At 63.8% G+C, this 15,227-nt stretch carries 13 protein-coding genes; 4 read left to right on the forward strand and 9 right to left on the reverse strand.

From position 1 onward, the window contains the following. The 9 genes from PCA31118_RS21305 to PCA31118_RS21345 all read right to left on the reverse strand — a co-directional run bounded on the left by PCA31118_RS21305 (position 1) and on the right by PCA31118_RS21345 (position 8,608). Positions 1–1,173, reverse strand: coding sequence for an HlyD family secretion protein (locus tag PCA31118_RS21305; protein WP_150627002.1), 1,173 nt, complete (start codon positions 1,171–1,173; stop codon positions 1–3). A gap of 212 nt (positions 1,174–1,385) precedes the next feature. Next, on the reverse strand, positions 1,386–1,577 hold the full coding sequence (locus PCA31118_RS21310; protein WP_150627003.1) for a hypothetical protein: 192 nt from the start codon (positions 1,575–1,577) through the stop codon (positions 1,386–1,388). Positions 1,578–1,617: 40 nt separating this feature from the next. Next, positions 1,618–1,830 carry a hypothetical protein gene (locus PCA31118_RS21315; protein WP_150627004.1) on the reverse strand — a complete coding sequence of 71 codons (213 nt, stop codon included), beginning with the start codon at positions 1,828–1,830 and terminating at the stop codon, positions 1,618–1,620. A gap of 97 nt (positions 1,831–1,927) precedes the next feature. Then, a complete protein-coding gene (locus tag PCA31118_RS21320; RefSeq protein ID WP_150627005.1) occupies positions 1,928–2,119 on the reverse strand; it encodes a hypothetical protein in 192 nt (63 codons plus the stop codon). 446 nt (positions 2,120–2,565) lie between these two features. Beyond that, positions 2,566–3,444 (reverse strand): alpha/beta fold hydrolase, encoded by an 879-nt coding sequence (locus PCA31118_RS21325; RefSeq protein WP_150627006.1) that lies wholly within the window; start codon positions 3,442–3,444, stop codon positions 2,566–2,568. Between the two features lie 141 nt (positions 3,445–3,585). Then, entirely contained in the window at positions 3,586–4,866 is a 1,281-nt protein-coding gene (gene mhpT, locus PCA31118_RS21330) for a 3-(3-hydroxy-phenyl)propionate transporter MhpT (protein ID WP_150627007.1), read from the reverse strand. A 134-nt stretch (positions 4,867–5,000) separates the two neighbouring features. Then, positions 5,001–5,786, reverse strand: a complete 786-nt coding sequence (mhpD, locus tag PCA31118_RS21335; RefSeq protein ID WP_150627008.1) for a 2-keto-4-pentenoate hydratase — start codon at positions 5,784–5,786, stop codon at positions 5,001–5,003. An 18-nt stretch (positions 5,787–5,804) separates the two neighbouring features. Then, a complete protein-coding gene (locus PCA31118_RS21340) occupies positions 5,805–6,764 on the reverse strand; it encodes a 3-carboxyethylcatechol 2,3-dioxygenase (protein WP_150627009.1) in 960 nt (319 codons plus the stop codon). 2 nt (positions 6,765–6,766) lie between these two features. Next, complete coding sequence (locus PCA31118_RS21345; protein WP_150627010.1) at positions 6,767–8,608, reverse strand: bifunctional 3-(3-hydroxy-phenyl)propionate/3-hydroxycinnamic acid hydroxylase; 1,842 nt, start codon at positions 8,606–8,608, stop codon at positions 6,767–6,769. Between the two features lie 288 nt (positions 8,609–8,896). Between PCA31118_RS21345 and PCA31118_RS21350 the strand changes: the two genes are divergently transcribed. From PCA31118_RS21350 to PCA31118_RS21365, 4 genes are all read left to right on the forward strand, one after another. Beyond that, positions 8,897–9,685, forward strand: a complete 789-nt coding sequence (locus tag PCA31118_RS21350) for a DNA-binding transcriptional regulator (RefSeq protein WP_150627011.1) — start codon at positions 8,897–8,899, stop codon at positions 9,683–9,685. A gap of 488 nt (positions 9,686–10,173) precedes the next feature. Next, positions 10,174–12,321 (forward strand): filamentous hemagglutinin N-terminal domain-containing protein, encoded by a 2,148-nt coding sequence (locus PCA31118_RS21355; RefSeq protein WP_246190358.1) that lies wholly within the window; start codon positions 10,174–10,176, stop codon positions 12,319–12,321. After that, positions 12,318–14,144, forward strand: a complete 1,827-nt coding sequence (locus PCA31118_RS21360; RefSeq protein WP_246190359.1) for a ShlB/FhaC/HecB family hemolysin secretion/activation protein — start codon at positions 12,318–12,320, stop codon at positions 14,142–14,144. Before PCA31118_RS21355 ends, PCA31118_RS21360 begins: the two co-directional genes overlap by 4 nt. Positions 14,145–14,211: 67 nt before the next feature. After that, the gene (locus PCA31118_RS21365) at positions 14,212–15,153 is read left to right on the forward strand and encodes a peptidylprolyl isomerase (protein ID WP_246190360.1); all 942 of its coding nucleotides are present in this window, start codon (positions 14,212–14,214) and stop codon (positions 15,151–15,153) included. Positions 15,154–15,227: the final 74 nt, after the last annotated feature.

Genomic DNA, 15,227 nt, shown 5'->3' on the forward strand with positions numbered 1-15,227 from the left:
TTACAGTTTCCCCGACAGACTCTGGACGGGATCGAACGCCCATTGATACAAACGGCGGCGCTGTTGCAGCAGATCCGCCTCGACCTGCATGCCCGAGCGCAGCACCCAGGGTTGACCCAATGGCGACGTCGGCGTGGCGTCGAACGAGACGATGATGCGATACAGCGGCTCGCCAGCGCTTTCCCGCTGCGCGCGGGCGGCGTCGCCAAGCTGGTCTGCGGGCAGCGCCGTTCGTGCGACGGCGTCCACCACGCCGGGCTGTTGCCCGAAGCGCTCATACGGGTAGGCCTGATAGCGCAGCAGGACCTTGTCGCCCGGTTTGACGGCCCCGACGGACCGGCTCGGCGCATAGAGTTCGGCCTGAAGGCGGGCGCCTGCGGGCACGATGGCGGCGAGCGGGCGCTGGGCGTCGACGACCTGACCGACTTCGGCCACCGCTGCGGTGACGATGCCCGCCTGCGGCGCCACGATCACCGCGCTGCGTTTGGCTTCGCTCTGACTCAATGCTTCGGCGTTGCCCGAGATTTCACGATCGATCGCGGCCAGTTGTTTCGCCTGCTTCACCGCGAGTTCGGTCAGTGCATTTTGTTGGGCGGCCAGATCGGCGCCCACGCGAAGCCGCTCGCGCATGAGGGACTGGAGCTGACCGCGTTGATCGAGGGCGTCCGCCCGTTTCTGATCGGCCTGCTCCTGCGAAATGTAGCCCTGCCCGACCAGCCCACGATAACGCTCCGCAGTTTGTTCCGCGAGCGACACACGCTCACGCTGGCCCGCGATCTGCGCGTCCAGTGCACCGGCTTGCCCGCGCAGACCCTTGACGGTGGCCTCAAGACTGTCGCGCTCGCTTGTCTGCATGACACGCGTCTTGTCGCGCGAATCGCGCAGGCTTTCGTCGCGCTGGCGCACCTGCGCGCTGATGGCGGCCTGCGTGGCGCCCAGGGCGCTCTGACGTTCGCCGGAGACGACGAAGAGCACGTCGCCGGCTTTCACCACCTGCTCGTCGCGCACGCGTCGCTCGACCACGATGCCGCTCTCGGGCGCGTAGAGCTTGATCAGCCCCTGTGCCGGCGCCAATTGCCCACGCACCGTGGCGCGTTGGGTATAGCTGCCAAACGTCAGAAAGAGGATGACCGCAACGGCGAACGTCGTGAGCACGACGCTCAGCAAGCGCATGGACAGCGGCTGAACGAGAACGATCTCCCCGAGGGACGTCGTTTTTTGCGCAGCAAGCGCTTCTTCACGGAATAGGGGCACGGTGCAGGGGGCGGAGCAGCGCGATAGGTCGCGTCAGACAATGCGGGAGGGAGTAATGAAGTGTCGGCGCGCGATGTCGTACTCGAAGCAGGGCACTCGCGGCGGCGGCTGCGAGTGCCCTACGTATGACGTCAGCCCGCCACACCCCGGCCGCCTGAGAGCGGCTTCGTTGCGCCGGCGCTAGTCGTCGACGGCACGCTCAACCCGGTGTTGTACCGGTTCGGGCCCACGCCGCCGCCGACCTGAGCGATTTCTTCTGCCGAGAGTTCGGCGGGCTGCACAGACTCGGTGCGTTGTGTGGTGTTTTCAGCTTTGGTTGTCATTGGGATTACCTCAGAAAAGACGGTGTAATGAAGCCACGGGTCAGACCGCATGCCTGTGGGGGAACGCCGGACCGACGGCAACTGGGATGACGGCAACTGGGCTGACGCCAAATGCGTTGCGCTTACCGTTTCCACCGCTGACCTCACGGATCTCCTGATCGGTCAGTGCGGTGACTTCCGTCGACCGATCCTTGTCGGTGTCCGAGCCCGGCATGCCTGCCTTATCAGACGTTTTTTGATTGACTCGTTTCATATCGATTCCTTATCGTAATGACACCTCGTTCCGACTGGACCATCGCGGGACGTTGCGTAAATGCGTCATCGCGCGATGGCCAGTCGGAGCCGCATTACTAGAGGTATTGGTTGGTCTTCTGGAAATTCGGCGTCGCGGCGTTAAGGTTGGGAGTCAGCGTGGGCTTCCTATTTCCCGCCCCCCCGCTCACCTGATCGACTTCGTGCGGCTTGAGTTCGGTGACGGGCGCTTCCGCGCTCGATTGCGACACCGAATCGCTTCGGGTGACTTCCTTCGTCTTCATCTTCATACAGGTCTCCTGCTAGTCATGAGAAGCGGCGCGAGATCGCCGACTTCCCACGGAATTGACGTACGATCCGCGTCAATAACGGTACGGCCCCGGGTATTGGACGGGCGCTGTACCCACAACGGTTTAAAGGAAGAGAGACGCGACCTGCCTAATTCCCCACTCAATTCCCGCTCAGTTCCGCTCAATTCCCGCGCACGACCAAAACGTAATCTTCGAAAGGAATGCTAACCACCGAGCGGCGGGGATGCATTGGACTTTAGTCGTATACGCACTGCGGTTTTCGGGACCACTGCGGCGGGACCGGGCTAAGGGGCATGCGAGGCTCGCCGCCGCCGGATTTCGCTGTCCGCAACGGGCGGAAAAATGACAAGGGGTTACGCGATTCTCACGTAACCCCTTGTCTTACCTACGGAAACCGCAGCGCCAGGGCGCTGTCGCCTCCGCCCTCAATGCTTCAAAAAGTCCAGAACCATGCGGTTGAAGGCGTCTGCGTGTTCCCATTGCACCCAGTGGCCGCAACGGTTGAACACATGCAATTGCGCATTGGGCAGACCGGCGAGCAGGCGCAGGCCGACGTCCATCGGCACGAAGCGATCTTCCCGGCCCCAGACGATCAGCGTCGGTGCGGCGATTTCACCAAGTCGCGCGCCATAGTCCGTGAACTGCTTCGGGTTCGCGGCGAGGCTCTTCACGAAGTTCTCGAGATGTTCGCGGTTGGCGAGCATGTTGTCGAGCCGTGCCTGCATCAGATCGTCCGTGATCGAACTGGCGTCGAAGACGAACACGTTCATCATGCGCTTCAGGTTCTCGATGGTCGGGTCCTTGTACAGACCATTGAGCAACTTGATCCCCTCGGTCGGCATCGCCACGAACTGGCTCGGGCCACCGGTGCCACCGCCCATCAGAATCAACTTGCCGACGCGCGTCGGATTCGCCAGCGCGAACGCCACCGTGCTATGCCCGCCCATCGAGTTGCCGATGATGTGCACGCGCTCGATATCGAGTGCGTCGAGCACTGCCTTCAGAACACGTCCGTTCAGCTCCGAACGGGACCCCGTGTTGACCACTGACGAGCTCTTGCCCCAACCGGGGCAATCCACCAGCAATACGCGATATCCCGCCTCGACCAGCGGCGCGACGTTGCGGTTGAAGTTGGCCCATCCCGTTGCGCCCGGTCCCGAGCCGTGCAACATCACCACGGTCTCGGCGCCGTTGCCCACATCGTTGTAATGAATGCGGAACTCGGTGTCCGCGTCGCGAATGGTGACGAAACGGCTCGTCGACGCTTCCGTGAGCGGCGTGCCGGTCGATTGAGTTGCAGTCATGATGACTTCCTCTACGAATGTTGCCGGTGCAATGGCAACGATGAGAATGAAAACGAGGGCAGCAGCGATGCCATGGGCATCTCGCCGCCCAATCCGGCGCTTCTATCGAATGTGCCGAACGGCACCACCCGCGACGCCGGATCAACGTCCCGACTGGGCCATACCTGCCACGAGGCGCGGCGCGAACGTGCCGACGACGGTGAGCGCAGCCAGCGCGGCGATCACGATCAGCGGAATGCTCGACGACACCAGCATCGACGCGCTCTGTCCCAGTGCGAACAACTGCCCGGCAATCAGCGGTCCCAGAATCGACCCGAGACGCCCAATCGCCACCGCCGCGCCGACACCCGTGCCGCGCACTTCCGTCGGATAAGCCTGACCCGCCATCGAATAGAGCACCGACTGACCGCCCACGAGAAACAACCCGCAGAAAAACGCCCCGGTGGCCATCGTCAGCGCACCGATGGCGCTCGACAGTCCCGCCAGCGACAGCGCAATACCGATATACATGCCGATCACCGTCAGGCGCGGCGAGAAGCGGTCCATTACGTTGGCGATACCGATAGCGCCAATGCCCCCACCGATGTTGAACATCATGATGGCGACGCCAGCCTGCGCGCGCGACAGGCCGTTGGCCACGACCATCGACGGCAGCCAGTTCATCAGGAAATAGAGCACGATGAGCGTGCCCAGGTAGCTGATCCACAGCGCGATGGTCGTGCGCGTACGCCCTTCTTTCCACAACGCGTGCATGACGCTCGGTGTCGCTTGCGCCGTGAGTTGTGCGCTGGCGCCGGCAGTCGCGGAGCGCGCCACACGGCTCGCCACGAACTGCGCCGATTCACGCAGGCACAGACCCAGCAGCGGCACCATCAACAACGGACCGAAACCGCCGACGTAAAACACGTGACGCCAGCCTTCCTCGCTGGGGCTGACAATGCCTATCACCGCCGCCAGCGCAGCGCCGAACGGCATGCCGCAATACATCGCGCCCACGGCGGTGTTTCGCTGGCCGTGCGGGGCGGCTTCCGCGCAAAGGGCGATCAGGTTCGGCATGGCGGCCCCGAGACCCAGCCCGGTCAGAAAGCGCGCCGTGAGCAGCGACTCGAAGTTCCAGACATGCGCCGTGGCAAGCGAAAAGATGCCGAACAACGCCACGGACATCATCAGTACGCGCTTGCGTCCCCAGCGATCGGCAAGCCGTCCGCCCAGCGCCGCGCCCGGCAACAGGCCAATCGCGCCGGCGCTGAAGGCCCATCCCATCTGCGCGACCGAGAGTCCGAATTCCTTGGCGATGCGCGGTGCCGCCACGCCTGCGGATTGCAGGTCGAGGCCTTCGAGCAGTGCGATGGCCAGGCATAGCCCGATCGTCGCGAAGCTACCCCTGGCGCGATTCGCTTCCTGCGGTGTTGATGCGTTCATTGCGTTGTCTCCATAGTCAGGGAATGTTTCCCTTGTCCGCTTATCCGTCCGCTCTTGTTGGCAGATCGTTCGATTCGGGCTGAGCCCGCGTGCTGCAAGTCCTCAGGCCCTCAGAACCTCAGGCTCTCAGGCCTTCAGGCAAATGCCGCCCGTACGCTGCCCAGGCCTTCAATGTCGGTCACAAACGTTCCCGCTTCGGTCACGGGCACCATGGGCCCGAGCGCACCGGTGAGTACGACATCGCCCGCGCGCAGGGGCGTTCCCAACTGCGCCATGCGATCGGCGAGCCAGACGGCGGCATTGAGCGGGTTGCCCAGACACGCCGCGCCGTTGCCGCGCGAGAGCACTTCGCCGTCGCGCGAGAGCGTCATGGCGCACGCGCTCAGGTCGACGTCGGAGAGCTTCACCGGCCGACTGCCCAGCACGAACAGCGCGCTCGACGCGTTGTCGGCCACGGTGTCGACGAAGCGGATGTTCCATTGCTCGATGCGGCTGTCGACGACCTCGATGGCCGCCACGGCATAGGCGCTCGCACGCAGGATGTCGGCAAAGGTGTGCTTCTCATGCGTGAGATCGTGCTCGAGAACGAGCGCGATTTCCGCTTCGACCTTCGGCTGAATGAGGCTCGCCAGCGGCATCGGCTGCGCATCGCCGTACGCCATGCTGGCGAAGAGCGCACCGAAGTCGGGTTGATCTACGCCGAGTTGTTTCTGGACGGCGAGCGACGTCAATCCGATCTTTCGACCGACCACGCGCTCGCCTGCGGCGATACGAAGGTCGACGTTGTGCTGCTGCACGGCATAGGCGCTCGCCATGTCGTCGAGTGCGATCTCGCCGCGCACGGGGGCGATGGGCTGACGCGATATCTCGGCCTGACGAAGGCGTTCGGCGAGCGTTTGGATCAATGGGTAATTTGGCATGGAGGGTTCCGTGTGGACTCAGGCCGCAGCAGCCAGGGTCTTCTGGGGAGCGGCGTGCATGGCCGCGAAACCGGCGATCCACTCGGGAATGGCGCGGTAATAATCGACCGAAGCGCGATACTCGCCATAGGCGCCGAGCGCGGCGAATGCGGCGACCCAGGTGCGGATTTCGTGGGCCGACTTGCCGCCCTCGCGCGTGATCGTGTCGTTGTCGATGAGATCCAGTGCGCTCAGGTGGCCGCTCGCCAGCAATTCGAGGAATGCGCGATCCCACTGCGGATTGAGCGGATGCATATGACTCTCACCCGAGGTGAACGCCTTTGCCGCCGCGACGGTGCGGGCCTGACGCGCTGCACGGGACTCCGGCGACGGATTACGTCCGGCGATCAGACGCTCGGCCACTTCCTCGCTCGCGCCGATCAACTCCGGCACCGGCGGCTCGTGCGAGATGCCGCCCGAGCCCACGACCAGCACGCGCTTGTTCGTCTGCGAAAAGTGACGGCCAATCGCATCGCCCAACAGGCGCGCGCGGCGCAGCGTCGCCATCGGCGGAGCCACGCAGTTGATGAACACCGGCACGACGGGATAGACGTCGAGCCCGCCGGTGAGCACTTCCAGCGCGTAGGCGAAGCCGTGGTCGACCTGCATGCGATAGGACAAGGCGACATCGACTTCCGATGCCAGCACCTCTTCGGTGAGCGCATGGGCAGTGGCCGACGGCACTGGCAGCGTGCCGGCCAGACTCTTGAAGTCACCGATGGCGGTGGCGGCCGCGCCGATGCAGAACTGCGGCATGACGTCGTAGAAGAAGCCATTGAAGTGGTCCGGCGCGAACAGCACGACGAGTTCCGGATCGAACGCGCGCACGCGCTCGCGCGCCTGTTCCTGAATACGCTTCACTTCGGACACGACGTCGTCAGCGGGATCGAAGTAGCCGTGCAGCGGCGTGTGCGAAATACATTCCAGATGAATCGGCATGCTCAGGCTCCGGCGACTTTTTGCAGGGTGACGGGGGCGTCGGTGTGTACGTTTGCGGCGGGTGTCGTCACGAGACGCACCGGGGCTTCGGAAAGGCTGACCTTGCTCGCGAGTTCAAGGAGCATGTCGGAGACTTCCTGCGGCGCGCAGACACCGGCAACGAAGCGATCGGGCCGCAGCAGCGCAACGGATTGGGGGCGTGCGGCGAACCAGTTCTTCAGGCGGTTGAGCGGGTCACCGATCGCAATCACACCTTCCGGAACATCGTCGGTGTGCGCCATCTGGACGTCGGGTTTGGCGAGCACGAAACGCACGCCGAGCCTGTCGGCGACAGCGCGCGCCTGGGGCGTCAGACCGAAGGTCGGATCGGCGCCCCACCCCACCACGGCGAAATGGTTGCCGATGACGTCGTCGAGCCGCTGAATCTCGCCCTCGCTCGTGCGGACCTTCGGCTGAATGAACAGACGGCCCACCGGCGAGCTGGCGAGCGGATCGCGACCGTAGGCGAGTCGGCCCAGCCACGAATCGCGTTTCTGACTCATCAGGCCGAGCAAACGCCCCGGCGCCGAATTACCTGAGCGCTCCAGTACCCGGGCAAGCCATCCGCCCGTATGCTGCGGGGGCGGAAGCAGGACAACGCCTTCCTCGTAACGCGGCATCGGTTTGAAACGCATTTCGACGAAGTAGCGCTTGACCGCCGGAAACAGGTTGAAGCTGCGCACGAAGGCATCGCGAAACCGCACACCGAAGCGTGTGGTCGGTGCGAAGAGGTCGCCCGCGACTTCCGAGAGATGGATCATCGAGCGCGCGTGCGGGCGGCGCTCGGCCGTATAGGTGTCGAGCAGGCGCGCCGAGCATTGCCCCTTGACGACCATCGCGAGTTTCCAGCCGAGGTTGTTGGCGTCGCGAATCCCGCTGTTGTAGCCTTGCCCTTGCCACACCGGCATGATGTGCGCGGCGTCGCCCGCGAGCAGCACGCGCTCCACGCGGAAGGTGCGTGCAAGGCGGGCGTTGTGCGTATAGACGCGCTTGCGGATGTAATCCACCTTGTCCGGGTGTGCGACCACCTTGCGGATGAGCGCGGCCATGTTCTCCGGCTTCGAGAGTTCTTCTTCCGTCTCGCCGGGCATCACCATGAATTCGAAGCGACGAATGCCGTGTGGCAAGGCGGCCGAGACGTAGGGGCGCTTGTGGTCGCAATGCAGATAGACATGTGGCGCGCCGACCGGATCGTTACGCACGTCGACGACGATCCACTGGTTCGGCTTGGTGCGTCCTTCGAACGGCACCTCCAGCATGCGTCGGATCAGGCTGTTTCCGCCATCCGCTCCCACGACATAGGCGGCGCGCAGCGTACGGAGCTCACCGGCGCTCGTGCGCGTCGTCAGCGTCACGCCCAGGGCGTCCTGCGTGAGGGCTTCGACACTGTGGCCGAACAGCACGTTGACATGCGCGAACCGGTCGAGTCCCTCGAACAGCACGCGGTCCGCCAGCGGTTGGATGAAGGCGTTGCGGCGCGACCAGCCGAATTCGTCGGTCTGGGGTTCGATGGAGGCGAAGCAGTGACCGTCGCTGGTCAGAAAGCGCATCCAGTGGTCGGGGGTCGTGTGGGGAAGCAGGGCGTCGGTGAGGCCGACCGCCTGAAAGACCCGCAGGGCTTCGTCGTCGAGGCCGATGGCGCGGGGGTAGTCGATGAGCTGATCGAGCTTCTCGACGATGGTGACGCGCACGCCTTGCAGGCCAAGGATGTTGGCGATCATCAATCCGACCGGACCTGCGCCGACGATCGCGACGTCGGTGGTGATGTCGGCTGCCTTGTCTGCGGCATTCACGGATGCAGTCATGTGTCTCGCTCCTACGTTTCTTAAGCGCGAGCGCGCCCCCGCGCTGATTCGGCGCGTTTCATCGGCGTGCTGCGTTCGGTGATTCCATGGCGGCTCGTGTCGGCCGCTAATCGTTGGGCTGGGTCCGGCTGTCGAGCGACTCGCGTCGCGAACGTCACTCGTGCAGAAAGGAGGGTGTCTCCGCTAGCTCTCTGATTTTTCGATGAGTCTAGGCAGGGGACGAAAACTGCTCAACAAATTCGATGAAATGTGCATAGAATGCACATGGTTGATTTAAAAGGTATTTTTATGAGCAAATACCCGAATGTTCGGGGCTTGTCGCGTGGCCTGCTGGTACTGCGGGCGCTCAATGCGATGGAGCGCGGGCGTGCCACGGCGCAGCAGTTGAGCGAAGCGACGGGATTGCATCGCACGACGGTACGCAGGCTGTTGGAAACGTTGCTGGAGGATGGGTTCGTGCGCCGCAGCACCTCGGACGACACCTTTCGGCTGGCGCTCGCGGTGCGCTCGCTGAGCGAGGGCTTCACGGACGATGAACGCATTGCGATGGTGGCGCCGCCGATCATGGGACAACTGATGCAGCGAGTCGTGTGGCCGTCGGATCTGACGACGCCGGATGGCGACGCCATGATTATTCGCGAGACGACGCACCGTTTCAGTCCGCTGTCGTTTCACCGCGCCATGGTGGGGCGGCGCTTGCCCATGCTGTTCACCGCTGCCGGTCGTGCGTACTTCTGTATGTGTCCGGACGCCGAGCGTGAGGACATTCTCGATTTGTTGCGCACAGGCGCGGGAGGCGAATTGCAGCAGCGATTCGCCAACGACGATGCATTTATCCGCAATCTTGTGCGTCAGACCCGAGAAGCCGGCTTTGGCTCGAATCATGGCGACTGGCTCGACCAACGAAAGATCGGCGCAGTGGCGGTGGCGATTCAGACAGAGGGCCGGGTGCTCGCGAGCCTGAACGTCATTTACCTGGATCAGGCAGTCAGCCGCGCGGAAGCCGAACGGCGCTTCGTCCCCGCCTTACAGGACGCCGCTGCGGAGATGGCCGCGGCGTGCGCGGGGTTGACATGAGGTGAGCCGGTTTCATTCCTAAAAACGCCGGTATCCGAATAATTGGCAGCGAATTCGGAAGCATGAAGCTTTTTTGACTTCATAGATGCCGCGGAATCCATATGGACACCTGATGTTTCGCGATTCACCGAAAGTCATCCAAAGAAATCAATGGTCTACGTAATTCAACGTAGATTCCGCGCATTCGGTGATTCTAATGATTGTCTAGAAATGAGATTGTTTCGCAATACGACAGAAAACAAAGAGAAAATTCAAAAAGATCTGTCGGTAGTCTAAAGAATCGATAACGTCTTTCCGTAATGCTCTGTCTGGGCCGGTTCTCACCGGCTAGGAATTCGAAGGGCGCGGGACTTCGCGCGAAGCCGGCACGACACGATAGCCGGCGCGCGAGGTGCCGTTCGGGGAACACCGACGATGCGGTGCACAGCCGCGTCAGACGTGACCTTCGGATGTGTGAGCAGTATGACAACTACAAAACGAAAGATCAGATGCCTAGGCAATCAACGCGCGAAGTCTCGCCGTTGGCCGGCGAGATTGGCGGGCACAACAATCGTAGTTCGGGGAATCAGCGGTTTCAGACATTCCGAGGGGTAGCGAAGTACGGCCTGGCGACGATGCTCGCTGCGGCCGCGCATTGCCATGCCGCAGGCATCGTGCCTGATGGCGGCACAGCCACTTCGGTCAGCGTCGGTGCCGATGGCCGTCAGAACGTCGCCGTCGCCCCGCCTGTTTACGGCGTGTCCCACAACACCTACACCAGCTTCAATGTCGATCGTGCCGGCGCCACCCTCAACAACGCCGGGGTGAACGCACGGACCATCGTCAACGAAGTGACCGGCACCGCCCCCAGTCTGATTCAGGGCCAGATTGCCGTCGCCGGCCCGCGGGCGAACGTCGTCCTTGCGAACCCCAACGGCGTCACGGTGAACGGAGGCTCGTTCGTCAACACCGGCCACGTCGCGCTCTCCACCGGTCAGGTGTCGTTCAGCGACGTGCTCGTCGCTCCCGGTCTCTACCAGCGCAATGTCGTGCTCAATACCGGGCAGGGCACGATCGAAGTCGCTGGCGGCGGGCTCGCGGGCACCCTCATCGGGCTGGAGCTCATCGCCAAGTCGGTCAAGGTCAGTGCGCCGATTACCAACGACTTCTCCTCCCCGACGGCCTACGTTCGCGTGATCGCGGGCAGCAGCAAAGTCTCGCTCAACACGCGCTTTTCCCCGGACGACAACAACAACGACTGGGTCTCCCTCGCCAATCAGCAGCAGGCGAACCCCAATGCCATTGCGCTCGATGTCGAACCGAACGGCAGCATTACCTCCGGCCGAATCCAGTTGCTTACCACGGACCTCGGCGCTGGCGTACGCCACGCGGGCGCCATGATGGCGAACGCCGGGGATTTTTCGTTGACGTCCGCAGGCGACGTGATGCTGGCGCCGTCGAGCAAGATCAACGTTGCGAATAACCTGTCGTGGCAAGCGGCGGGACAAACGACGCTGCGCGGCGCGGCGATCCTCGCCGGTGGTTCGGCCAATCTCTCGAGTCATGGCGTACTGATGGCCAACGCCGGGACGCTTCAGTCGACGCTGGTGTCGTCGCGCAGCGCCGTCGTGATCGACAGTCAGGGTGACATCACGAACGTCAGCAGCCTGATTCAGGGCGTTGCGCGCGATACCGCACTCGCGTCGTCGGTGGGCGCCATCACATTGAACGCGACCGGCACCATTACCAACAGGTCCGATCCGACGAATCCGGGCGGCGCGTTCGGCGTGCTCTTCGGCGTGAACGACGACGTCGTCATGCGCGCTGCACGCGACATCGTCAACCTCAACGCGCGCGTCGAATCGAACCAGTCGGTCTCGATGCAAGCGCAGGGCGATCTCAGCAACGCGATCTCTCACATTGAGGGCGCGAACGGCGGCGTCGCCACGGCCTACGCCAACAGCGGCCGGCGTTGGCTGCTTTTTTCGACGCGGGACGAAGGTTTCTCCGTCGACTACGGCTCGATTCCCGCGCCGGGCCAACTCGCATACATCATTGCCGACGCAGGCAACGTCTCGCTCTCGGGGCGTAACGTCTATAACAACGGCGGCACGGTGCTCACCAACGGCGGCAACATTCGCGTCACCGCGACGAACGACCTCGTCAATCAGGCGGTCATGACCGGACAGGCGTCGTACCAGCGCTCGTGCTTCATTGTCTGCAAGGCGGTGGCGTCGAGCACGACGGCCTCGTATGGCGGACAGATGCAGGCGGCGGGCAGCGTCACCCTTCGGGCGGGGCAAAGCGCGACCAACGTGGGTGGCAACGTCATTGCGTGGGGCGGGGACCTGACCGTGGACGCGCCCCTCGTCACCGCGCAGGGGCTGATGGGCTACACCGCCTACAACGGCACACGCGGGCTCAAGGCATGGTTCGGCAACCACTGGGCGGCCATCTATGCGCAGAACGACGGCGGCCTGTTTTCCGCCGCTTCGGGCGAGGTCGTGCTGACCGGGCGAGGCGTGATCAAGGGTGGCGTCATCACGGGCGCCGGGGGCGTGAGGGCGGCGCAGGGCATCGAGACGGCTTACGTGCCTTATCGTGAACCCGCGCGTATCGGCACACACCTCGGTCTGACAACGTGGTTCGGCCTATGACGATGCGTATCGGAATCCTCGCGCGCATCGTTGGTGTGTCGCTCGCGTTGTGCTGGACGACGGACGCTGCGTTTGCACAAACCCCGCCGGGACTGCCGCCGCTGCCCACGCTACCTACGTTACCGTCCGGCATCGTGCCGCAGCAGGACCCGGGGCAACGGCTGCTCGACGAGCAGCGCAATCGCGAATTGCAGCGCGAACTCGATCGTCAGCCAGCGCAGATCGAAGTGGCGCCCTCGGCGCCCGCGTCGGCCTCACAGATCCCCGATCTCCCGGCAGATGCCGACGTCGAAACGCTCCCCGATCCGGAGCCGACGTTTCGCATCGACCGGATCGTTTTCAAGGGCGACACGGTACTGAGCCAGCCGCGCCTCGATCGCATTACCGCCCCGTTCCTGCACAAAGCGCTCGGTCGTCGTCGCATCGATCTGCTGCTGCGTCGTCTGACGGAAGCCTTCGTGGCGGACGGTCTCATTACCACGCGGGCCTATCTTGCAACGCCGCAGAACCTGTCGTCGGGCACATTGGCCATCACCATCGTTGCGGGTCGCATCAGCGGCTTCACGCTGAATGGCGGGGCGTTGCGCCCCTCGGGCGAGGGCAAGCCGGGCGACGGTGGCGGCTTGCTGACGGATGCCGGCACCGCCTGGGCCTTCCCGACATCGGTCGGCGACGTGCTGGCGTTGCCCGCGCTCGAACAGGGCGTCGATCAGATCAATCGGTTGCGTCGCAACCAGGCGCAGATCCAGATACTGCCGGGGCAGGCGGCAGGCGAGTCCATCGTCGCCATCCAGAATCCGTTCGGCAGCCGTCTGAACTACAACGTCGGCCTCGACAACTACGGCAGCACGGCAACCGGACGGTGGCGCACGCGGGCGTCGGTCGAGGCAGGCAACGTCATCGGCTTGCAGGAGTCGCTGAGCCTTGCCTATACCGGCACGCGCGACAGCAATGCGCTCGTCGTGTCTGCCGCCGTCCCTTACGGATATCAGACGTTCAGCTACACCGCAGCGCTTTCCGAATACCAGCAGATCATCGGTGGCACAGCGCTGCTTTACGGCCGCACGCTCAGTCAGATCTTCGGCTGGAACACCGTGCTCACGCGCTCGTCGTCGGGCCGCGTGAGTCTCGACGCCACGCTCACCAAGCTCTCTACCGAGCGCGACGTCAACGACATTCCCCTTTCACCGCAGGACCTCACGATCTTGCGCGTCGGTGTCTCGGGACTGTGGCGCTTCACGCGCAACGGTCAGCCGGGGGCGCTGACGGCGTCGCTCGGCATCTCGCAAGGGCTGCCATGGCTCGATGCCACACGCGACTTCGACGGCATCCAGAAGCAGGACGCTCACGCACAGTTCACCAAGCTCGACGCCAGCACCACGGTGCAGATGCCGCTTGCCCAGCTCGGCCCGACGTACTGGACGTGGCGTACCACGCTCACCGGACAGTACAGCGGCGTGGCGCTCTTCGGCAACGCACAGATCTTCCTCGGTGGGACCGATTCCGTTCGCGGTTTCCTGCAAGGCGGCATTGCGGGCGACAGCGGCTTCTATGTCCGCAACGAGGCCGTATGGGCCAACGCGCCCGTCTGGGAGGGCCTGCGGTGGGAGCCGTATCTGTTCCTCGACGGCGGCAAGGCGCATCTGGTGGCCGAGTCGGGCTGGCCGACGCTCGTCGGCGCCGGTGTCGGTGTGCGTGCGCAGTGGCAGTTCCGGGGGCAGACGTTCTCAGGCGAGTTGATGGCGGGGCGCGCGTTGGTGCAGCCATCGTCGCTGGGGCCGAAGGGAAGTGTCGTTCTCGTCACGCTCAACTGGGCGGGATGAATTCTGAAGACGCGGGTTTGCGGGCACCCGGCTCGCAATGCTCGCCAACGTTGCGGGAGAAGAATCGATGAAGGTGAAGTTCAGCCGTGTGTGCGTGGCTGCGAGCGTGTTCGCAGCGCTGAGCATGACGCTGCCGAGCGCGATGGCGGCCAGGCAAGTGACCAAGGCGGACAACAAGGCAGACAACAAGGCCGACGCCAAGGTCGACAGCAAGACCGACGGCAAGACTGATGGCAAGGGCGCGGTGTCAAAGCCGCTGCCCGCCGATGCCGTCGCCAGCGTGAACGGGGTGACGATCTCGAGGGCGTCGGTCGACGCGATGGTCAAGGCGAGCGGCCAGCCCGACAGTGCGCAGCTGCGTGAACTGTTCAAGGGGCAATTGATCGCCAACGAACTGCTCAAGCAGGCCGCGCTCAAGCAGCATTACGAGACACGTCCGGAAGTGCAGGCTGCGCTCGAAGCGGCGAAGACGGTGATCGTCACGCGCACGTACATGACCGAGCATCTGAACGCCGCACCGGTGAGCGACGCCGACGTCAGAGCCAAGTACGACGCCGTGGTCGCAACGCTGGGCGAAAACGAGTATCACGCCAGCGCCATTGCGGTACGCGACGCCGCCACCGCGCAGACCGTGCTCGACGCGCTCAAGAATGGCAGCGATTTCGCGGCATTGGCGCGTCAGTACAGCCAGGGTCCCAACGCCGCGCAGGGCGGCCAACTGAACTGGGTCTCGTTCAAGACGCCGATCACGGCGGGCAATACGCAGAACTGGCCGCAACCGATCGCCGAAGCGTTGGTGAAGTTGCCCAAGGGCGCGGTATCTGCCGAGCCATTGAAGATCGGCGAGCAGTTCTGGATTCTGCGCATGGACGACAAGCGCGCCACGCAGATTCCAAAGTTCGAAGACAGCGCACCGCTGCTGCGCAAGCAACTTGAGCAAGTGGCGATGGAGAAGGCGACTGCGCAGGTCATCGGTGACCTCGTCAAGAACGCACGCATTCAGCAGTAACCGCAGTCGCTCTACCGCACGCACCGCAATCCGCAAGTCTCGAGGCCGCCATGTTTACCACGGCGGCCTCGGGC

This window comes from Pandoraea captiosa (assembly GCF_902459775.1).
GTDB classification, from domain to species: domain Bacteria; phylum Pseudomonadota; class Gammaproteobacteria; order Burkholderiales; family Burkholderiaceae; genus Pandoraea; species Pandoraea captiosa.

What these genes read in the sequence shown, in the direction of transcription:
- PCA31118_RS21305 (WP_150627002.1), bottom strand. Translation starts at nt 1,173, where the DNA reads ATGCGCTTGCTGAGCGTCGTGCTCACGACGTTCGCCGTTGCGGTCATC.
- PCA31118_RS21310 (WP_150627003.1), bottom strand. Translation starts at nt 1,577, where the DNA reads ATGACAACCAAAGCTGAAAACACCACACAACGCACCGAGTCTGTGCAG.
- PCA31118_RS21315 (WP_150627004.1), bottom strand. Translation starts at nt 1,830, where the DNA reads ATGAAACGAGTCAATCAAAAAACGTCTGATAAGGCAGGCATGCCGGGC.
- PCA31118_RS21320 (WP_150627005.1), bottom strand. Translation starts at nt 2,119, where the DNA reads ATGAAGATGAAGACGAAGGAAGTCACCCGAAGCGATTCGGTGTCGCAA.
- PCA31118_RS21325 (WP_150627006.1), bottom strand. Translation starts at nt 3,444, where the DNA reads ATGACTGCAACTCAATCGACCGGCACGCCGCTCACGGAAGCGTCGACG.
- mhpT (WP_150627007.1), bottom strand. Translation starts at nt 4,866, where the DNA reads ATGAACGCATCAACACCGCAGGAAGCGAATCGCGCCAGGGGTAGCTTC.
- mhpD (WP_150627008.1), bottom strand. Translation starts at nt 5,786, where the DNA reads ATGCCAAATTACCCATTGATCCAAACGCTCGCCGAACGCCTTCGTCAG.
- PCA31118_RS21340 (WP_150627009.1), bottom strand. Translation starts at nt 6,764, where the DNA reads ATGCCGATTCATCTGGAATGTATTTCGCACACGCCGCTGCACGGCTAC.
- PCA31118_RS21345 (WP_150627010.1), bottom strand. Translation starts at nt 8,608, where the DNA reads ATGACTGCATCCGTGAATGCCGCAGACAAGGCAGCCGACATCACCACC.
- PCA31118_RS21350 (WP_150627011.1), top strand. Translation starts at nt 8,897, where the DNA reads ATGAGCAAATACCCGAATGTTCGGGGCTTGTCGCGTGGCCTGCTGGTA.
- PCA31118_RS21355 (WP_246190358.1), top strand. Translation starts at nt 10,174, where the DNA reads ATGCCTAGGCAATCAACGCGCGAAGTCTCGCCGTTGGCCGGCGAGATT.
- PCA31118_RS21360 (WP_246190359.1), top strand. Translation starts at nt 12,318, where the DNA reads ATGACGATGCGTATCGGAATCCTCGCGCGCATCGTTGGTGTGTCGCTC.
- PCA31118_RS21365 (WP_246190360.1), top strand. Translation starts at nt 14,212, where the DNA reads ATGAAGGTGAAGTTCAGCCGTGTGTGCGTGGCTGCGAGCGTGTTCGCA.